The sequence below is a fragment of the Streptomyces viridifaciens genome (assembly GCF_001888885.2).
Classification (GTDB): Bacteria; Actinomycetota; Actinomycetes; order Streptomycetales; family Streptomycetaceae; genus Kitasatospora; species Kitasatospora aureofaciens.
The window spans coordinates 504,368-519,495 of sequence record NZ_CP090840.1; the positions used below are offsets into that span (position 1 = coordinate 504,368).

Here is a 15,128-nt window from a genome sequence, read left to right on the forward strand (position 1 = left end):
CCCAGGTCGATCAAGGCAGGAGGTATTCAGTGGAGTTGACAGACGATGCCGTCCAGGCGGTCATCAGGCGCATCCGGATGGTCCCGGACAAGTACCGTACGTTCACCGAGGGCCCGGAAGAGGTCGCGGCCATTCACCAGATATCCGACGACCTATTCGCCCAGTTGATGGACCTCGGGCTGCCCAGCACGTCCGGTGGCCGTGTCCGCCTCTTCGATCGCACCGATTTGGAGAACGTGGGCCTCTCCCTGGGCCTTCCCTGCCCTCGCCGCATCGCGATGCAATGGTGGTCTCGATCACTGGACACCATAGTTAGCCAGCCAAACAGTGAATTCCACCTGCGGGTGTCCACGAAGTGCCCGCAGGACCATGACGGGGCATGCAAGTTCGCTCCCAGCCCCTACCTGGAGGCGGCCGTGGCTTCGGGCAGCCTGGCCACCGTTCAACCCGGCCTCGTGACAGCCCGGGTGCGGCTGGAGATCCAGCACGTGATGTTCGATGGCGCGTATGCCGAACTCTTCGACCGACTAGATTCCCTGACTTTCCACATCATTCCGGAAACCATGCCGCCAGAAACCGTGTTCGCCGCCGATACGGGGCTCGCCGATTGCCGGATTGCCGCCAAACTGCTCGTTGACAACGCCGCGGATCACGGTCTCCGCGCCCGACCGGCGGCGGGCTTCTTCATGTCACCGCCCTTCCCCATGCGGCATGTCTGGACAGAGTTTTGGTTGTCGGGCTCCTGGGTGCCGGCGGATCCATTTCTGTTGCGGTCGCTGAGTCGTTGGGGAATCACAGACCTCGAGAAGTGGCCGGTCCATCGATCTCCTGCAGGATTGCTGTGGGCGTTGCAGTCAATCGACTCGATAGACACTCCCGTGATGTTCCACGGGGGCCGCGATGCCCCGGCCTCCCTCGTAATCCGAAAACAGGTATTCACAGCCGCCCGGGCCTGAACACACCAAACGAGCCCAGATACGGAGAGACACACGGAAATGCTCAATGAGCGGGATGTAGAAGAGCTGCTGACCTTGCGCGGGCACGAGCAGGAAGAGCTGTTCGAAAGGGCAAGGCAAGAGCGGGAGAAGGTCTTCGGAACGCGGGTCGTGCTCCGCGGTGTGACGGAGATCGGAAACTCCTGCCGGGTGAACTGCGAATTCTGCCCAATGCGGCGCGACAACACCCGGGAAAACGAAACATTTCTGGCTGACACCGAGGCACTCGTAGAAACCGCCAAGACGATCAGCGAGCACGGCATCAATGTCGTGTTCTTCCAAGCTGGCGAGATCCCCCAGACCACTAAGATTGTCGGGGAGGCGATTCCGCGAATCCGAGAGCTCTACGACGACGACGTCGAGATACTTCTCAATCTAGGAAACAAGAAGCGGAGCGAATACGAGTATCTGCGGGAGCAAGGCGCGACTAGTTACATCCTCAAGCACGAGACCAGCGACCCGGACCTGAACCTGCGTATGCGCCACGAGACGCTGGAGAGCCGCTTGGCATGCATGTCTGACCTTCTCGAACTCGGGTTCAAGACCGGATCGGGCGGCATCGTCGGACTGCCCGGACAGACGCTCCGGAGCATCGCTCGCGACATCGTCCTCGCCCGCGACATGGGAATTCACATGTGCAGCTTCGCGCCGTTCGTCCCGGCTCCGAATACTCCGCTCTCGGACTGGCCATCAGGCGATGTGGATACCACGCTCAACGCGCTCGCGGCCAGCCGGCTCGTGAACCCGCACTGGCTCATACCGTCGGTCAGCGCGCTGGCCAAGAACCGGGAGGGTGGTCAGAAGAGCGGATATCTTGCTGGGGCCAACGTCATGACCGTAAATTTCACGTCGCAGCGGAATAGCGACCGCTACCTCATCTATGGCAAGGACCGGTTCGTGGTGCGCCCCAACTACGGATCCGGACTGCTCGCCGAGCTCGGTCTCACCCCAGGACGTTCGGTATTCGCTGGCAAAGACGCGCTGATAGCGCTGGGCTGACGCGCACCGCCCCAGCCTCGTCTAGGTCGAGGCCTACCGCTCCGGAGAGATCCATCGGAAGGAATAGCATGATGACCGACGCCGCATCCGGCTCGTACATACTCGGAGCCACCTGTGTCGCTTTTGACGCCCAAGGCAGGGTGCTCATCAGCCGGCGGCGCTCACCGGTTCGGTGGGAACTTCCCGGCGGGCTGGTGGAACCCGGGGAGTTCATCTTCAAGGCCGCAGAGCGAGAAACGCTTGAGGAGACCGGGGTCGTTGTGGCCGTGCGCGGCCTGGTAGGGGTATACCAGCATCCCAGTCGCCGCATTCTCGCCGGGCTGTTCGTCGCGGATCACGTCACTGGAGAGCCAATTCCCACGAAGGAAGCCGACGCGGCACGGTGGTCCGTTCCGGACCAGGCCCTGGAAATCCTACACCCGCTCTACAAGCCACGCCTCCAAGACGTGTTGGCGGCCGAGCGGACGGCCGTGCTTCGCATTCACGAGGGACAGAATCTGGTGGCAATGCTGAGCGCAGCAGAAAATCCAGCACCACAGACCACGACTTGACTACCCAGACACGCGAAACACATCACGGGGCGTTTGAGAGGGAAAAGAATATGAGCAGTCGCGCCGCGCTGTCCGGGCCCGTCGAATACTATCCGCTCACCACAGCGCAACGTCGCCACCTGTCGTCGCTGTCCACACCACGCGATTCAGGAACGGCTTCCTACACCCACTACTTCTCATGGCGCATTTCCGGCGAGCTCGACGTACCGCGTTTCATCGGCGCGGTCAGAAAGACGGTCGATGCATACGACGCACTGCGGATCGGCCTCTCCCCTAGTGACCCTGGACGCCAGTGGGTCCGCGCGGTTCCGGACGGGAGGTCCCTGATAACTTGCGAGCGGGTAAATTGCGCTTCCGAGGCCATTTTTGACGGTTATGTGAAGCGGATCCTCGCTCGGGAGATCAGCACGGCGTGGGCGCTTGACGCGCGGTATCCTTTCACCTTCCACCTGTTGCAGTATTCTCCACGACTTCATGCCTTCGTTGCCGCATTCTCCCACCTCAGCCTCGACTACCGTGGCCGCGAACTGGTGAAGGCAGACATCTGGCGCCGCTTCGTGTGTCCGCCCGATTCTGATGCGGCTGACCACAGCCAGAGCCTGGGCGGACTACGGTTCGTCGACGCCGCCGAACGCTCCGGGGAGAACACGTCCGCCCGCCACCGCGCGGACGCCTACTGGGCCGCGAAGAAGAAAGCTCTTCCAGCGAAGGAAGGTGCACGCAACACCGACGAAAAGCCCGGCCGGCTCGACGATACAGCCTGCTGGTTGCGAGTTACGGGGGCGGCCCTCGACGCCCTGCGGACCCGCGCCCGGCAGCGGCGGGCGACAGAGTTCCATCTCCTGATGGCCGCTGTCGGCGCAGCGATCTTCGACTTCGTGCCGCAGGACAGCATCGTCGTCGCCGTCCCCGTCGACACGCGAGCACTGGCCGAGACCGAGGTGCCAGGTATGTACGCCGTCGTCCTGCCGGTCCTCCTGCGTCGCTCGGACCCGGATAGTCTGCTGGCGCAGGCCAGGGACGAACTCCTGGGTTTGGTCAAGCACCGGAACCTCAGCGCCGAGGCGCTGACCGATCTGCACGACGGATCGGTCGACACGGGCGGCGGCATCGCGTTCACCTATGTCGTCGAGCCAGATGGTGAGCCAATCGCCGCCGGCGCCGCCGGGGTTGTCGCCGATGAGTCGTACTACTCGCCGCAGGTGGCGCGTGTCTCCTCGGGGATCGGGCTGATCGCGATCAGCAGGAATGACATACTCGAACTGCAGGTCGTCTTGAACCCCGATCTGTTCTCAGAATCCGATGCCCGAACCTTTATGCACACCCTCGAACGACGGTTGGGTAGCAACGGATGATAGGGGAACCCGACCTGGGTCTGCTCCAGAACCAGTTCCTTCTCTCGGCACAGCGCTTTCCCCTTCACGCCGCCATTTCCCTGAACGGGGTCACGCACACCTACCAAGAAATCGACCACCTGGCCGCTACCTGGGCGGGTGCCCTTCGAGAAGCGGTAGGTGGGCGGCCCCAGCGGGTTGGGGTGTTGGCGAACAAGGACCTGACGGCGTATGCCGGGATCTTGGCGGCGCTGGGTTCCGGCGCCACCGTTGTGCCCCTGAACCCAGGGTTCCCTGCGACACGGTCACGGGCGATGCTTCGGGCGGCCCGTCCGGACGTAATCATCACGGGTGATCGGAGCGCAGACCGGATACGTGAACTCGTCTCGGGGCTGGACGATCCACCGCAGTTGGTGATGCCTTTCGCACGTTCGCCATTCCCCGCCGACCACGCGGCCAGAGCACCCGTCCTGGACGCCGCGGCGGTCTCCGCCCACGCTTCCACGAAACTCCCGGAACCCGCCGATGACGGACGCCCGGCGTATCTGCTGTTCACCTCCGGAACCACTGGCGAACCCAAGGGCATTCCGATCAGTCACGCCAACGTGACACATTTCCTCCAGGTGGCGGCGGAACGCTACGGCTTCACAGCAGACGACCGGTTCAGCCAAACCTTCGACCAGACCTTCGACCTGTCGTTCTTCGACATGTTCATGAGCTGGCGAAGCGGCGGCTGCCTCTTCCCAATGGGCCCTGGCCAGTTACTGGAGCCGGTGCGTTTCATCCAGCGGAACGATCTCACCGTCTGGTTCTCCGTTCCATCGGTGGTCGCCCTAATGAGACGGCGAGGACTCCTGCGGCCGGGGAGGCTTCCCTCGTTGCGGTGGAGCCTGTTCTGCGGCGAGGCGCTACCCGATTCGTTCGCCCGGATGTGGCATGAGGCGGCCCCCCACTCGGTGGTAGAGAACCTGTACGGGCCTACGGAAGTCACCATCGCTTGTCTGCGCCACCGCTGGCGACCGGAACGCTCGCCCGGGCTGGTGCGCAACGGAAGCGTTCCCATTGGGAAGGCGAACCGCGGCCTCAGGTGCGCAGTGGTCGACGATGCTCTGCGGCCTGTTTCCGCAGGTACGGACGGTGAGCTGTGCGTGGCCGGCCCTCAGGTTTTCGCCGGGTACTGGGATCAACCAGAGGCAACCCGTTCCGCTTTGGTGCGGATTGCGGACGGTGCGGACGCTCTGGAGTCGGTCTGGTACCGGACCGGCGACATCGTCCGGGAGCTGGACGGTGGCGAGTACACCTTCGTCGGTCGCCGCGACGGCCAGGTGAAGGTCGGCGGCTACCGCGTCGAGATCAGTGAGATCGAAGCCACGCTCAACGCCCAGCCGGGCGTGTCGCAAAGCGTCGTTGTCCTGGCCGCCACCCCGGAGGGGGAGGCGAGTCAACTCGTGGCGTTCGTCGTTCCAGAGTCGCCAGGGACCGGACTCAGCAATGACCTCGCCGCAGCGGTGCGGGCGGTCCTGCCCCATTACATGGTCCCCTCCCGGTGGGTCTCAGTCGACCAGCTTCCGCTGAACGTCAACGGAAAAGTCGACAGAACGGCTTTGCGCGAACTCGCGGAGCGGGACGGGCGGCAATGAGTTCGACTAAAAGGAGAGAAAATTGAGCGGAGACACCGCGAAGACGAAGAGCATCGACGTGATACTGCTAGCGGCGAGCGAAGTCTTTCAACGCCCGGTGGCGGCCAGCGACAACTTCCTCGAATTGGATGGCAACTCACTCAAAGCGGTGCATATCGCAGCGCGGGTCGAACAATTACTGGAAAGGGAGATTGATCTTTCGATACTGTTCGATGTGGGAAGCTTCGCAGAATTCGCGGAACTCATCGATGAAGATGCCTGAATCGCTGCGCGGGTATCTGCGGACCTGGAACGAGTGGCGGCGTGTGCCGGTCGTTATGCAAACCAGGTCGAACGACTGCGGTCCAGCCTGTGCGGTCATGACGCTTGCCCGACACGGACACCTCGTAGACCTGGACTCGGTTCGGCGACGGACCAGGCCAGGGCTGTCGGGTACATCGGCAAAGACGATACTCAAGGTCATGGAGTCCTACGGGCTGCCTGGCCTGGGGATCAAGGCCGCGCTGGAAGACCTACCCACCTTGCCGCCTGCGTCAATTCTCTTCTGGGGAAGTGATCACTTCGTAGTTCTGGTGAGCGCGGATACCAGATACGTGCGCGTTATCGATCCAGCGATCGGCCGCCGCAAGCTTTCACTGCCCACCGCGTCACAGCTATACGCCGGATCGGCCCTTATATTCCGAGGTGAGGGGAGGCTCACGTGATGCCCAATATGAACGCACTGGTGATCGCGGCGCATCCAGATGACGAAGTCCTCGGCGCCGGAGGGACGATCGCCTCGCTGGCGGCGCGGGGATGGCACGTTTCGATTCTCATTCTCGCGGAAGGGATCTCTCTGCGGCACGCCGGAATGTCCCTAAAGGCGGCTCGCCGGAACTGTCGGACGGCCGCCAGCAGGCTCGGTGTGGAGGACGTGCAGTTCGGCGGGTTTTCCGCAGACAACAAGCTCCTTGCGGACGGCGAGCAGCGGCCTGTGGTAGCCACGATCGAGCGGGCTTTGACCGAGAGCGAGCCCAGTCTGGTTCTCACCCATCATCCGGGCGACATTCACGCGGATCACCGGATGGTCGCTCACTCGGTTTCCTATGCGACGCGTCTGCTCGGCCTCGGCTCGGTCAGTCGGGTTCTGCACTTCGAGGTACTCTCCTCTACGGAGCAACAGCCGGGCCTGGTGGCTCCCTTCACGCCGAACGTCTTCGTGGATGTCACTGGGTTCATCGACGCGAAGTGCGACGCCCTAGAGGTCTACAGCTACGAGACCTTCGACGTCATTCATCCTCGTTCGGTGAACGGTATTCGGGCACTAGCCAACTACCGCGGCGTCCAACTGGGGGTTCGCGAAGCGGAGGCATTCGCACTAGGCAGGGAACTTGTTAGGTTTTAATCTTCAGCCACCAGGCGCGGTTTCCAACTCATCTATCCTATGGCTTGTAAATAATCCAGCCGAACTTCTGCATTCCCGACAGTCGACGGCCTGTGGGGCGGTCTTTGCCGCCCCGGCTCACCTACGGGTTACCGCTCTCCATGTAATGAGCCAGCGTTGAAGTTCGAGGGTGAGGGCGGCCCTGGCTGCTGACGTCAGCTAGTTTGGGCTGCAGCGAGCATGGCGGAAGATCCGCCACCGCTTGAGTGTCGCCACGCCTCGTTCGACCGCGGGTACCAGAACCGGGAGTAGGCCCGGATCAGCGATCTCTGGCCCGCGGTGAACTCATGGTGGGACTTCCGCCTGAGCGATACGGCGAAAGTCCCACCGGCGCCTGCACCAGCGTAGGCCAGGCCGGCCAGGACGGGAATACGGAGTCTGACGCAGGTCTTCACGATGCGGTGGGTGCGGCCCGGCAGTGCCCGTGGAACCCACACGAGTTTCTGCGTCCGGATTTGCTAATGACCTGGAGGTTCACGCCACGGCGGCGATTTTTGCCCGAATAGTCGGCGCGGCTGTCGCCGACGCGGTCGCACTCCGCGAGAATGCCGTCGACCAGCCCCCGGCACGTCAGTTGAGACTTCAGCCATCTCCCTCAACTGCTGGGGAGCCTCGTTGATTCTGCTCTCACACCAACAGTGCAGCCCTCACCCGATCGATGCCCGGTCCGAAAAGGCCCACTGAGACCAGAAGCATCAACGTTCAGCCGTCCCGACCAACGCCCCGGGGGCCTCTCCTGCGCGGTTGCTGCCAGCCGGCTCACTGGTGAGCCCTACCGGTCGGATAGCCGCCACAGCGACGACGCCTGCGGCCTGCTCGCACCGCTACTGGTTCACCGAATGTCGGCTCCTGCTCCACTCCATCGGACCGGGCCCCAGGCCGGCTCGCCAGCACAGGTAATACTCAGTCCCCAAGGCGAGCTCGCGGAGGTCCGTACGCTCCAGTGCGGTTAGCGCACCGCCGCGAGCGAACTCCGAGACATGTGCACTGAGTGCTTGCCATTTAATGTCGAGCCACGGGCGCACGTCGACGATGGTGTCCACCTGATCATCCGGCACGAACGTACGGTCCGGCTGCAATCCCGCTCGGCCCAGCTCCGCCGCCACTGACATCGGGACTGTGGCCAGCCATAGCTCGCCGACCGTCCACACCGCGCCCGCATCCGGGTACAGCTTGGGAAGAGCTGCGGCTTCCACCGCAGCGACTGCCACCTCATGGGTTCGGATGTGGTCGGGGTGACCGTAGATCCCGTAGGCGTCATAGGTCACCACGACGTCCGGCTGCTCCCGCCGCAAGACCTCGACAAGCTGCCCGACGACCTCCTCCCGTGGTGCCGAGCACAAGCTTCCGTCACCCGACCCGCGAGAACCTGAATCGCGATAGCCCAGGACTTGTGGCTCGCCGGCCCCGAGAATCCGCAGCGACCGGCCCAGCTCATCGAGCCGTGTCCCAGGCCTCGCGAACGACTCGCCTTCCGCAAGTACGCCGTTGGTACAGGTCACTACCGCTGTGCGTGTCCCGTGAGCTGCAGCGCGGGCGAGTACGCCGCCGGTCCAGAGTGCCTCGTCATCGGGGTGGGCATGGATGCACAGAAGCTTTGGCTGTCGAGATAGCGAGTTCACGCCCCTCCTCCGTACTGCGTGAAATAGCGCAGGCCGCGGCCCATGGAACCCCGCGCCCGCTCGAGGAGATCCGGGTCATCCTGAGCCATTCCTGCGATTCTTTCCCTTACCGCCTTGGCGCCCTCTGTGGTCCGGATGTCGAAGGTGTACGCCAGCTCAAGATCCTTCAGATAGAGGAAGACCTCAACATCCGACAGACCGTGAGGGTTGTGTTCACGGCGTACGTTGTCCGCGCGGTTCCCGGGAACATTTGAGAACAGTTCGTTGTCGCGCGGGTATGGATCCTTTAGGTCATAGGCTGCGTGGTTCTTGAAAGCCACTCGACGGCCGTTGAAGTAGCCAACGGATACGCCGCGCCGCAAACAGAAGTTCATCGCCTCCCGGATGGTATCGATGATCGGTTCCCCCTTGTCGTTCAGAGAGGTGTTGCAGAGCATCGGAATTCCGATGCGTCGCTCAACGGCCGTAAGCAGGCTATAAATCAGCTCGTTCTGCTGTGCGGAGACAGTCTGAACACGCGCGGAATTATCGAGATGAGCCACGGCCGGGATGCGGTCACGTTGATCCGGCAGGACCGTGAAGGTTTCCAGCATATGAGGCGAGATCCGGCCGTTCTCAAACCACTCAGCGACCTTCTCCTCAATCACAATAGGGGCGACTGGCCGCCACCATTCCCGGCGCTTGAGATCGTTCAGGGACTCCTTAGCCAATCGAGAGGAGGGGTCGGCCAGAATGCTCCGGTTTCCCAATGCACGGGGACCGGCCTCGGAGCGCCCGTTGAACCAGACCACAGGACCGCGCAGAATGTCATCGACGAAGAGCTCGGCATCCAGCTCGGTGACCTCGGAGATGAATTCTTCATTTTCCTTGACAGCGCCTTCGAGGTCGTCGTCGTCGCGGCCGAGGTAGGGACCTGGGAAAGAGAAGTCGAACCTGGCGCGGCCAAGCTTCTTGCGGAATGCTCCCAGCGCCATTCCGAGCGACTGTCCTGCATCGCCAACGCAGGGAGGCGCCAAAATTCCCTTGAAGCCAAACATCTCCATGAGATGACTGTTAGTTGGGCAATTCAGCGCAGATCCACCAGATAGGGCCAGATATGATTCCCGCGGATCAACGCCGTAGCGCTCTATTATCCTCTCGATGTTTCGCTCCATCAGCATGACGGAGATTCCTTGCACCTCCTTCATCGCCGCGCTGACAAAATTCTCGTCCGCAGAGAATCGGGGGTCTGCCGTGTGTCCGTTGACCTTGACCTCTGCCAGGAGCCGTTCCATAGCCTCTTGCGCCTGGACGAGGGCTTCGGGTCCGCTGAAGTCGAAGGAGTCCAGGTAAGCTTGGCGCGAACTAGAGGTGGTGGCGTCGGTTGCGCTTGCCAGTGCCATCAACGACCCCTCCCGCATCTGGAATCGCCACCGCGCTTCGAAATAGAGCGGGCCCGGCGATTCGACGGGAAAGATTTCCACCTCGCCCTTGCGTACCACGCATCCGGCGAACCATTTATCCTTCTGCCCCCGGTCGAGGACTATATCAGGGCCTCGGTCCACGGCGAGGCCAATGATCTGACCGTCGAAGAAGATGTCGCTGTCCAGAAGGATGGAGCTGTACAGGTGGGCGATGCTGTGCTGCGCCAGGCCCGGAATATCGTCAACAAAATGATAGTCTTCGACCGTGGCTATACCTGGGGTGCCCCATATTTCCACCATATTGCCGAGATTCAGCCCGAAAGGCGCCAGTAAGCCATTGATGAACTTGTGGGCATCATCCAAATCAATGAATGGCGTGCGGTGTTCCTTTTGTCCGGTAATGCGCTCAAACTCCCAGTATCTCACTAGCTGAATCTGCGATCCATCTTTCCTCCATAGTGATATATTGTTGTCATGGCGTAGCCACACACCTGCCAGCCTATGCATTCCAATTGGATTGAAATAGCATGATAGATAGAATCCATCTTTCATTTATCTGCCATCCTTGGGGAGCCTAAAAATGCCTCTAGTGCGTTCCCGTGGCAGGCGACAGGACCTCGGTCTCAGCAGGCACTGGAGGCCCCTGGCCGGTCGATACGAGTCAAGGATCTGGCGTCGACCCACGGGCTTCTTGTTCGATCAAATGGTGCGGCCGCTTTTCCACTCCCAATCGGCCTTATATGGGCGCTACGCCCTCAAAGACTTCTCACATGAGCCCAGGAGGTAGATGAAGATGCGGGAAGGCGGCGATCACCTCATGAGTATATAGGTGCAGCTTTCCGCATGCGCTATGTGAAATAAGTCACGCGGAGCGGACTGCAGGGCGGCAAAGTTGGACAAATTCGTAATTTATCGGACTTGGTCTTCCTATTACTGAAGTGAATACGTGATTTCGGCAGCGACCGGGGCCAGTCTTTCAAGCCAGGCCAGCCTGGCTGAGGCAGCCGTCGATCAGGTGCGGGCAGTACTGGACCTTCTTGAGGTGCACGACGGCCACCTCGCCTCCACCACCGAGAGTCTCCGCCATCCTGTCCGCCAGCCTCGGCTTCCCCGCCCCCGCGCGGCCGTCAAGGGCCACCAGCGCGCAGCCACCCGCGGTTGCGGCCATGGCAGTAGTGATCGCCGCAGCCAGGTCCGCGGCTCCGTGGGCCGGGTTCCGCGCTGCGGTCATCTCGGGAGCCTCCGAGTGGCTACGGACTGTTGTAGTCGAAGCAAATGAAGTGCCATGCCGGGAACCTACGACCGGCGGCACGGCTCGGCTCGTCACCGGACTCCGCCCGGATGACACTCGTCCAGGAGGATCACCGGGCAGGAGGGAGTGGTCGCCGTTCACCGGCTCGACCCGCTTCAGCGCCGCACAGACCAGTTGCCGACGGCTCCCGCGAATCGCGACAGAAGCTGAGCAGCGCCGCCAGCGCGCTGCCCGAGAGGGACCGCGACCATGCCGTTGCCCTCGTCGGTGATGTCCTGAGCGGCCGGAGAGCGGAACGCCTGCCCGGCGCCATGCGAGCGGCTGTCCTTGGCCAGGGCGTCGGTGAAGTACGCCCAGGTGTCCTTGTGGCAGCCCAAGCGGGCCACCCCGATGCCGGCGACGTTCACCAAGTCCCGGTGATGTACGAGGTCGCTGAGGAACCGCTCGTGCTTGTCGTTGTCCCTGCGGAACCAGTCCAGGTCCCTGCGGAACCAGTCCAGGATCGTCCAGGCTCCACCCGACCGTCGCCGTGATGCCGTGCGTCTGCGCGAGGTGGGCGATCGCCCGCGCCACCGCGGACAGCCCAGGACCTTCTCCCGGGCCGCGGTCGCCACCGCAGTACCACGCACCACGCCCTCAGTCTTCATCGCCTGGAACCGTTGCCTCTCCCGGCTGACCTCGTCAGCTCGCAGATCTGGGCAGGCCGGGCCTCCAGCCGGCGCTGGCTCGCCTCCCGCTTTCGCTGCCGGGCGGCGTTCTCCGCGTCCTGGGCCACCTGTTGCCGCTCTGCCTCTTCCAGGTGCGCCTGCTCGGTCCCGATGTACGCCGGCGCCGTCCACACCATCTTCAGCTCCCGCATCTCGTAGTCGAGCGGGGTCCGTCGCTCATGGGTCACCACCCGCCTCGCGAACGCCCACCGCAGGAAGTCCGGCAGCGTCGCGGCGCGACCGCCTTCTAGTGTCCTGCGCCAGAAGTTAAGCAAGTTAGTTGGTACTGTTTTCCTTGTGGCGCATCGAGGACCTGCTGCTGTAGAGATCGTCCTTTCCCGGGAAGAGCGCGTTGAGCTCGCTCGTCTGGCAGTGTCGCCGGATCGGCGGTCGGGGGAACGGGCCCGGATCATCCTGGCGTGCGCTGACGGGATGTCGAATGCCGGTGCTGCCCAAGCTGTTGGCGTCGCCGTCAAGACGGTGCGCAAGTGGCGCGGGAAGTTCGCCGCTGAGCGCCTGGCCGGGCTCGTGGACGAAGGCCCGATCGGTCGGCCGAAGTCCACGCTTGTCCTGTCCGAGGATGAGCGGGCTCAGCTGACACGGTGGGCAAGGCGGGCGAAGACCGCACAGTTCCTGGCTCTGCGGGCGAAGATCGTGCTGCGATGTGCCGATGGGGTGACCAACAAGCAGGTGGCGGCCGAACTTGGGGTGGACCAGTCCACGGTCGACCGGTGGCGGGCCCGGTTCGTCGACGGGCGGCTGGACGGCTTGCAGGACGAGCCCCGTCCGGGCCGGCCGCCCTCGATCCTGCTCGACCAGGTCGAGGATGTCGTGGTCGCGACGTTGGAGTCGAACTCCGGCAAGGACACGCACTGGTCGCGCGCCTCCATGGCCAAACGCAGCGGCCTTTCGAAGTCGACCATCGGACGGATCTGGAAGAAGTTCGATCTCAAGCCCCACCTGCAGGACGCCTTCAAGCTGTCCACCGACCCGCAGTTCGTCGACAAGGTCGTCGACGTCGTGGGCCTCTACCACAACCCGCCCGAACGGGCCGTCGTGCTATGCGTCGACGAGAAGAGCCAGATCCAAGCGCTGGACCGCTCCCAGCCCGTGCTGCCGATGATGCCGGGCATGCCCGAGCGACGCACCCACGACTACCTGCGGCACGGCATCACCAGCCTGTTCGCCGCCTTCAACATCGCCGACGGCACCGTCATCGGCGAACTCCATCGCCGCCACCGGGCCATCGAGTTCAGGAAGTTCCTGGTCACCATAGACAAGGCCGTCCCGCGCGAACTCGACGTGCATCTGGTGTGTGACAACTACGCCACCCACAACACCGCCGAGATCCGGACCTGGCTCGCCAAACACCCGCGCTTCCATGTCCACTTCACTCCGACCGGCTCCTCCTGGCTCAACCAGGTCGAGCGCTGGTTCGGCCTGCTGACCGACAAACTCATCCGCCGCGGCGTCCACACCTCCGTCCAGGCCCTGGAGGACGACATCAAGGCCTGGATCACGACCTGGAACGACAACCCCCGGCCCTTCACCTGGACCAAGACCGCCGACGAGATCCTCAAGTCCCTCGCCGACTATCTCGCCAAGATCAATCCGCCTAGCCGACCAACAGAGGAATAATTACTTGTGTGACTTCTGGCGCAGGACACTAGTGTCCTGCGCCAGAAGTTAAGCAAGTTAGTTGGTACTGTTTTCCTTGTGGCGCATCGAGGACCTGCTGCTGTAGAGATCGTCCTTTCCCGGGAAGAGCGCGTTGAGCTCGCTCGTCTGGCAGTGTCGCCGGATCGGCGGTCGGGGGAACGGGCCCGGATCATCCTGGCGTGCGCTGACGGGATGTCGAATGCCGGTGCTGCCCAAGCTGTTGGCGTCGCCGTCAAGACGGTGCGCAAGTGGCGCGGGAAGTTCGCCGCTGAGCGCCTGGCCGGGCTCGTGGACGAAGGCCCGATCGGTCGGCCGAAGTCCACGCTTGTCCTGTCCGAGGATGAGCGGGCTCAGCTGACACGGTGGGCAAGGCGGGCGAAGACCGCACAGTTCCTGGCTCTGCGGGCGAAGATCGTGCTGCGATGTGCCGATGGGGTGACCAACAAGCAGGTGGCGGCCGAACTTGGGGTGGACCAGTCCACGGTCGACCGGTGGCGGGCCCGGTTCGTCGACGGGCGGCTGGACGGCTTGCAGGACGAGCCCCGTCCGGGCCGGCCGCCCTCGATCCTGCTCGACCAGGTCGAGGATGTCGTGGTCGCGACGTTGGAGTCGAACTCCGGCAAGGACACGCACTGGTCGCGCGCCTCCATGGCCAAACGCAGCGGCCTTTCGAAGTCGACCATCGGACGGATCTGGAAGAAGTTCGATCTCAAGCCCCACCTGCAGGACGCCTTCAAGCTGTCCACCGACCCGCAGTTCGTCGACAAGGTCGTCGACGTCGTGGGCCTCTACCACAACCCGCCCGAACGGGCCGTCGTGCTATGCGTCGACGAGAAGAGCCAGATCCAAGCGCTGGACCGCTCCCAGCCCGTGCTGCCGATGATGCCGGGCATGCCCGAGCGACGCACCCACGACTACCTGCGGCACGGCATCACCAGCCTGTTCGCCGCCTTCAACATCGCCGACGGCACCGTCATCGGCGAACTCCATCGCCGCCACCGGGCCATCGAGTTCAGGAAGTTCCTGGTCACCATAGACAAGGCCGTCCCGCGCGAACTCGACGTGCATCTGGTGTGTGACAACTACGCCACCCACAACACCGCCGAGATCCGGACCTGGCTCGCCAAACACCCGCGCTTCCATGTCCACTTCACTCCGACCGGCTCCTCCTGGCTCAACCAGGTCGAGCGCTGGTTCGGCCTGCTGACCGACAAACTCATCCGCCGCGGCGTCCACACCTCCGTCCAGGCCCTGGAGGACGACATCAAGGCCTGGATCACGACCTGGAACGACAACCCCCGGCCCTTCACCTGGACCAAGACCGCCGACGAGATCCTCAAGTCCCTCGCCGACTATCTCGCCAAGATCAATCCGCCTAGCCGACCAACAGAGGAATAATTACTTGTGTGACTTCTGGCGCAGGACACTAGTGCTGTGACCGCATAGGTTTGCCGGGTTGGCGGCGGTGTGCCTGAACCGCGACCGGCCGCTGAAATACCGACAGATCGGCCTTCCCCGAGGCGAGACGGCGCGTAGTGACCCG

15 protein-coding genes are annotated in these 15,128 nt (G+C 63.1%); 10 read left to right on the top strand and 5 right to left on the bottom strand.

Features of this window, described 5'->3' with window-relative positions; all coding sequences use genetic code 11:
* Window positions 1-29 precede the first annotated feature (29 nt).
* The 8 genes from BOQ63_RS02160 to BOQ63_RS02195 all read left to right on the top strand — a co-directional run bounded on the left by BOQ63_RS02160 (window position 30) and on the right by BOQ63_RS02195 (window position 6,903).
* Window positions 30-956 carry a transglutaminase-like domain-containing protein gene (locus BOQ63_RS02160; RefSeq protein WP_072653240.1) on the top strand — a complete coding sequence of 309 codons (927 nt, stop codon included), beginning with the start codon at window positions 30-32 and terminating at the stop codon, window positions 954-956.
* Window positions 957-995: 39 nt separating this feature from the next.
* Entirely contained in the window at window positions 996-1,994 is a 999-nt protein-coding gene (locus BOQ63_RS02165) for a biotin synthase BioB (RefSeq protein ID WP_072653241.1), read from the top strand.
* Between the two features lie 71 nt (window positions 1,995-2,065).
* Window positions 2,066-2,545 (top strand): NUDIX hydrolase, encoded by a 480-nt coding sequence (locus tag BOQ63_RS02170; protein ID WP_499503332.1) that lies wholly within the window; start codon window positions 2,066-2,068, stop codon window positions 2,543-2,545.
* A 50-nt stretch (window positions 2,546-2,595) separates the two neighbouring features.
* Complete coding sequence (locus tag BOQ63_RS02175; protein WP_072653243.1) at window positions 2,596-3,900, top strand: condensation domain-containing protein; 1,305 nt, start codon at window positions 2,596-2,598, stop codon at window positions 3,898-3,900.
* Window positions 3,897-5,519 (top strand): amino acid adenylation domain-containing protein, encoded by a 1,623-nt coding sequence (locus BOQ63_RS02180; protein ID WP_079183355.1) that lies wholly within the window; start codon window positions 3,897-3,899, stop codon window positions 5,517-5,519. The genes BOQ63_RS02175 and BOQ63_RS02180 overlap by 4 nt, the downstream gene beginning before the upstream one ends.
* Window positions 5,520-5,541: 22 nt before the next feature.
* On the top strand, window positions 5,542-5,781 hold the full coding sequence (locus BOQ63_RS02185; RefSeq protein WP_072653244.1) for a phosphopantetheine-binding protein: 240 nt from the start codon (window positions 5,542-5,544) through the stop codon (window positions 5,779-5,781).
* 55 nt (window positions 5,782-5,836) lie between these two features.
* Window positions 5,837-6,223 carry a cysteine peptidase family C39 domain-containing protein gene (locus tag BOQ63_RS02190; RefSeq protein WP_499503651.1) on the top strand — a complete coding sequence of 129 codons (387 nt, stop codon included), beginning with the start codon at window positions 5,837-5,839 and terminating at the stop codon, window positions 6,221-6,223.
* Between the two features lie 8 nt (window positions 6,224-6,231).
* A complete protein-coding gene (locus BOQ63_RS02195) occupies window positions 6,232-6,903 on the top strand; it encodes a PIG-L deacetylase family protein (RefSeq protein WP_072653829.1) in 672 nt (223 codons plus the stop codon).
* 863 nt (window positions 6,904-7,766) lie between these two features.
* Here BOQ63_RS02195 and BOQ63_RS02200 read toward each other — a convergent pair.
* The 5 genes from BOQ63_RS02200 to BOQ63_RS02220 form a co-directional block, all read right to left on the bottom strand.
* Complete coding sequence (locus tag BOQ63_RS02200) at window positions 7,767-8,564, bottom strand: PIG-L deacetylase family protein (protein WP_072653246.1); 798 nt, start codon at window positions 8,562-8,564, stop codon at window positions 7,767-7,769.
* On the bottom strand, window positions 8,561-10,393 hold the full coding sequence (locus BOQ63_RS02205) for a carbamoyltransferase C-terminal domain-containing protein (RefSeq protein WP_072653247.1): 1,833 nt from the start codon (window positions 10,391-10,393) through the stop codon (window positions 8,561-8,563). Before BOQ63_RS02205 ends, BOQ63_RS02200 begins: the two co-directional genes overlap by 4 nt.
* Before the next feature lie 550 nt (window positions 10,394-10,943).
* Complete coding sequence (locus BOQ63_RS02210; protein ID WP_072653248.1) at window positions 10,944-11,198, bottom strand: hypothetical protein; 255 nt, start codon at window positions 11,196-11,198, stop codon at window positions 10,944-10,946.
* Window positions 11,199-11,374: 176 nt separating this feature from the next.
* Window positions 11,375-11,629 carry a hypothetical protein gene (locus BOQ63_RS02215; RefSeq protein WP_454130929.1) on the bottom strand — a complete coding sequence of 85 codons (255 nt, stop codon included), beginning with the start codon at window positions 11,627-11,629 and terminating at the stop codon, window positions 11,375-11,377.
* Between the two features lie 233 nt (window positions 11,630-11,862).
* Window positions 11,863-12,201 (bottom strand): hypothetical protein, encoded by a 339-nt coding sequence (locus BOQ63_RS02220; RefSeq protein ID WP_072653250.1) that lies wholly within the window; start codon window positions 12,199-12,201, stop codon window positions 11,863-11,865.
* 22 nt (window positions 12,202-12,223) lie between these two features.
* Here BOQ63_RS02220 and BOQ63_RS02225 point away from each other — a divergent pair, with 22 nt between their 5' ends.
* Both BOQ63_RS02225 and BOQ63_RS02230 read left to right on the top strand, forming a co-directional pair.
* Window positions 12,224-13,564, top strand: a complete 1,341-nt coding sequence (locus BOQ63_RS02225; protein ID WP_072653251.1) for an IS630 family transposase — start codon at window positions 12,224-12,226, stop codon at window positions 13,562-13,564.
* 78 nt (window positions 13,565-13,642) lie between these two features.
* Window positions 13,643-14,983, top strand: coding sequence for an IS630 family transposase (locus BOQ63_RS02230; protein WP_072653251.1), 1,341 nt, complete (start codon window positions 13,643-13,645; stop codon window positions 14,981-14,983).
* Window positions 14,984-15,128 lie beyond the last annotated feature (145 nt).

What these genes read in the sequence shown, in the direction of transcription:
- BOQ63_RS02170 (WP_499503332.1), top strand. Translation starts at nt 2,066, where the DNA reads ATGACCGACGCCGCATCCGGCTCGTACATACTCGGAGCCACCTGTGTC.
- BOQ63_RS02195 (WP_072653829.1), top strand. Translation starts at nt 6,232, where the DNA reads ATGAACGCACTGGTGATCGCGGCGCATCCAGATGACGAAGTCCTCGGC.
- BOQ63_RS02175 (WP_072653243.1), top strand. Translation starts at nt 2,596, where the DNA reads ATGAGCAGTCGCGCCGCGCTGTCCGGGCCCGTCGAATACTATCCGCTC.
- BOQ63_RS02190 (WP_499503651.1), top strand. Translation starts at nt 5,837, where the DNA reads ATGCAAACCAGGTCGAACGACTGCGGTCCAGCCTGTGCGGTCATGACG.
- BOQ63_RS02165 (WP_072653241.1), top strand. Translation starts at nt 996, where the DNA reads ATGCTCAATGAGCGGGATGTAGAAGAGCTGCTGACCTTGCGCGGGCAC.
- BOQ63_RS02180 (WP_079183355.1), top strand. Translation starts at nt 3,897, where the DNA reads ATGATAGGGGAACCCGACCTGGGTCTGCTCCAGAACCAGTTCCTTCTC.
- BOQ63_RS02210 (WP_072653248.1), bottom strand. Translation starts at nt 11,198, where the DNA reads ATGACCGCAGCGCGGAACCCGGCCCACGGAGCCGCGGACCTGGCTGCG.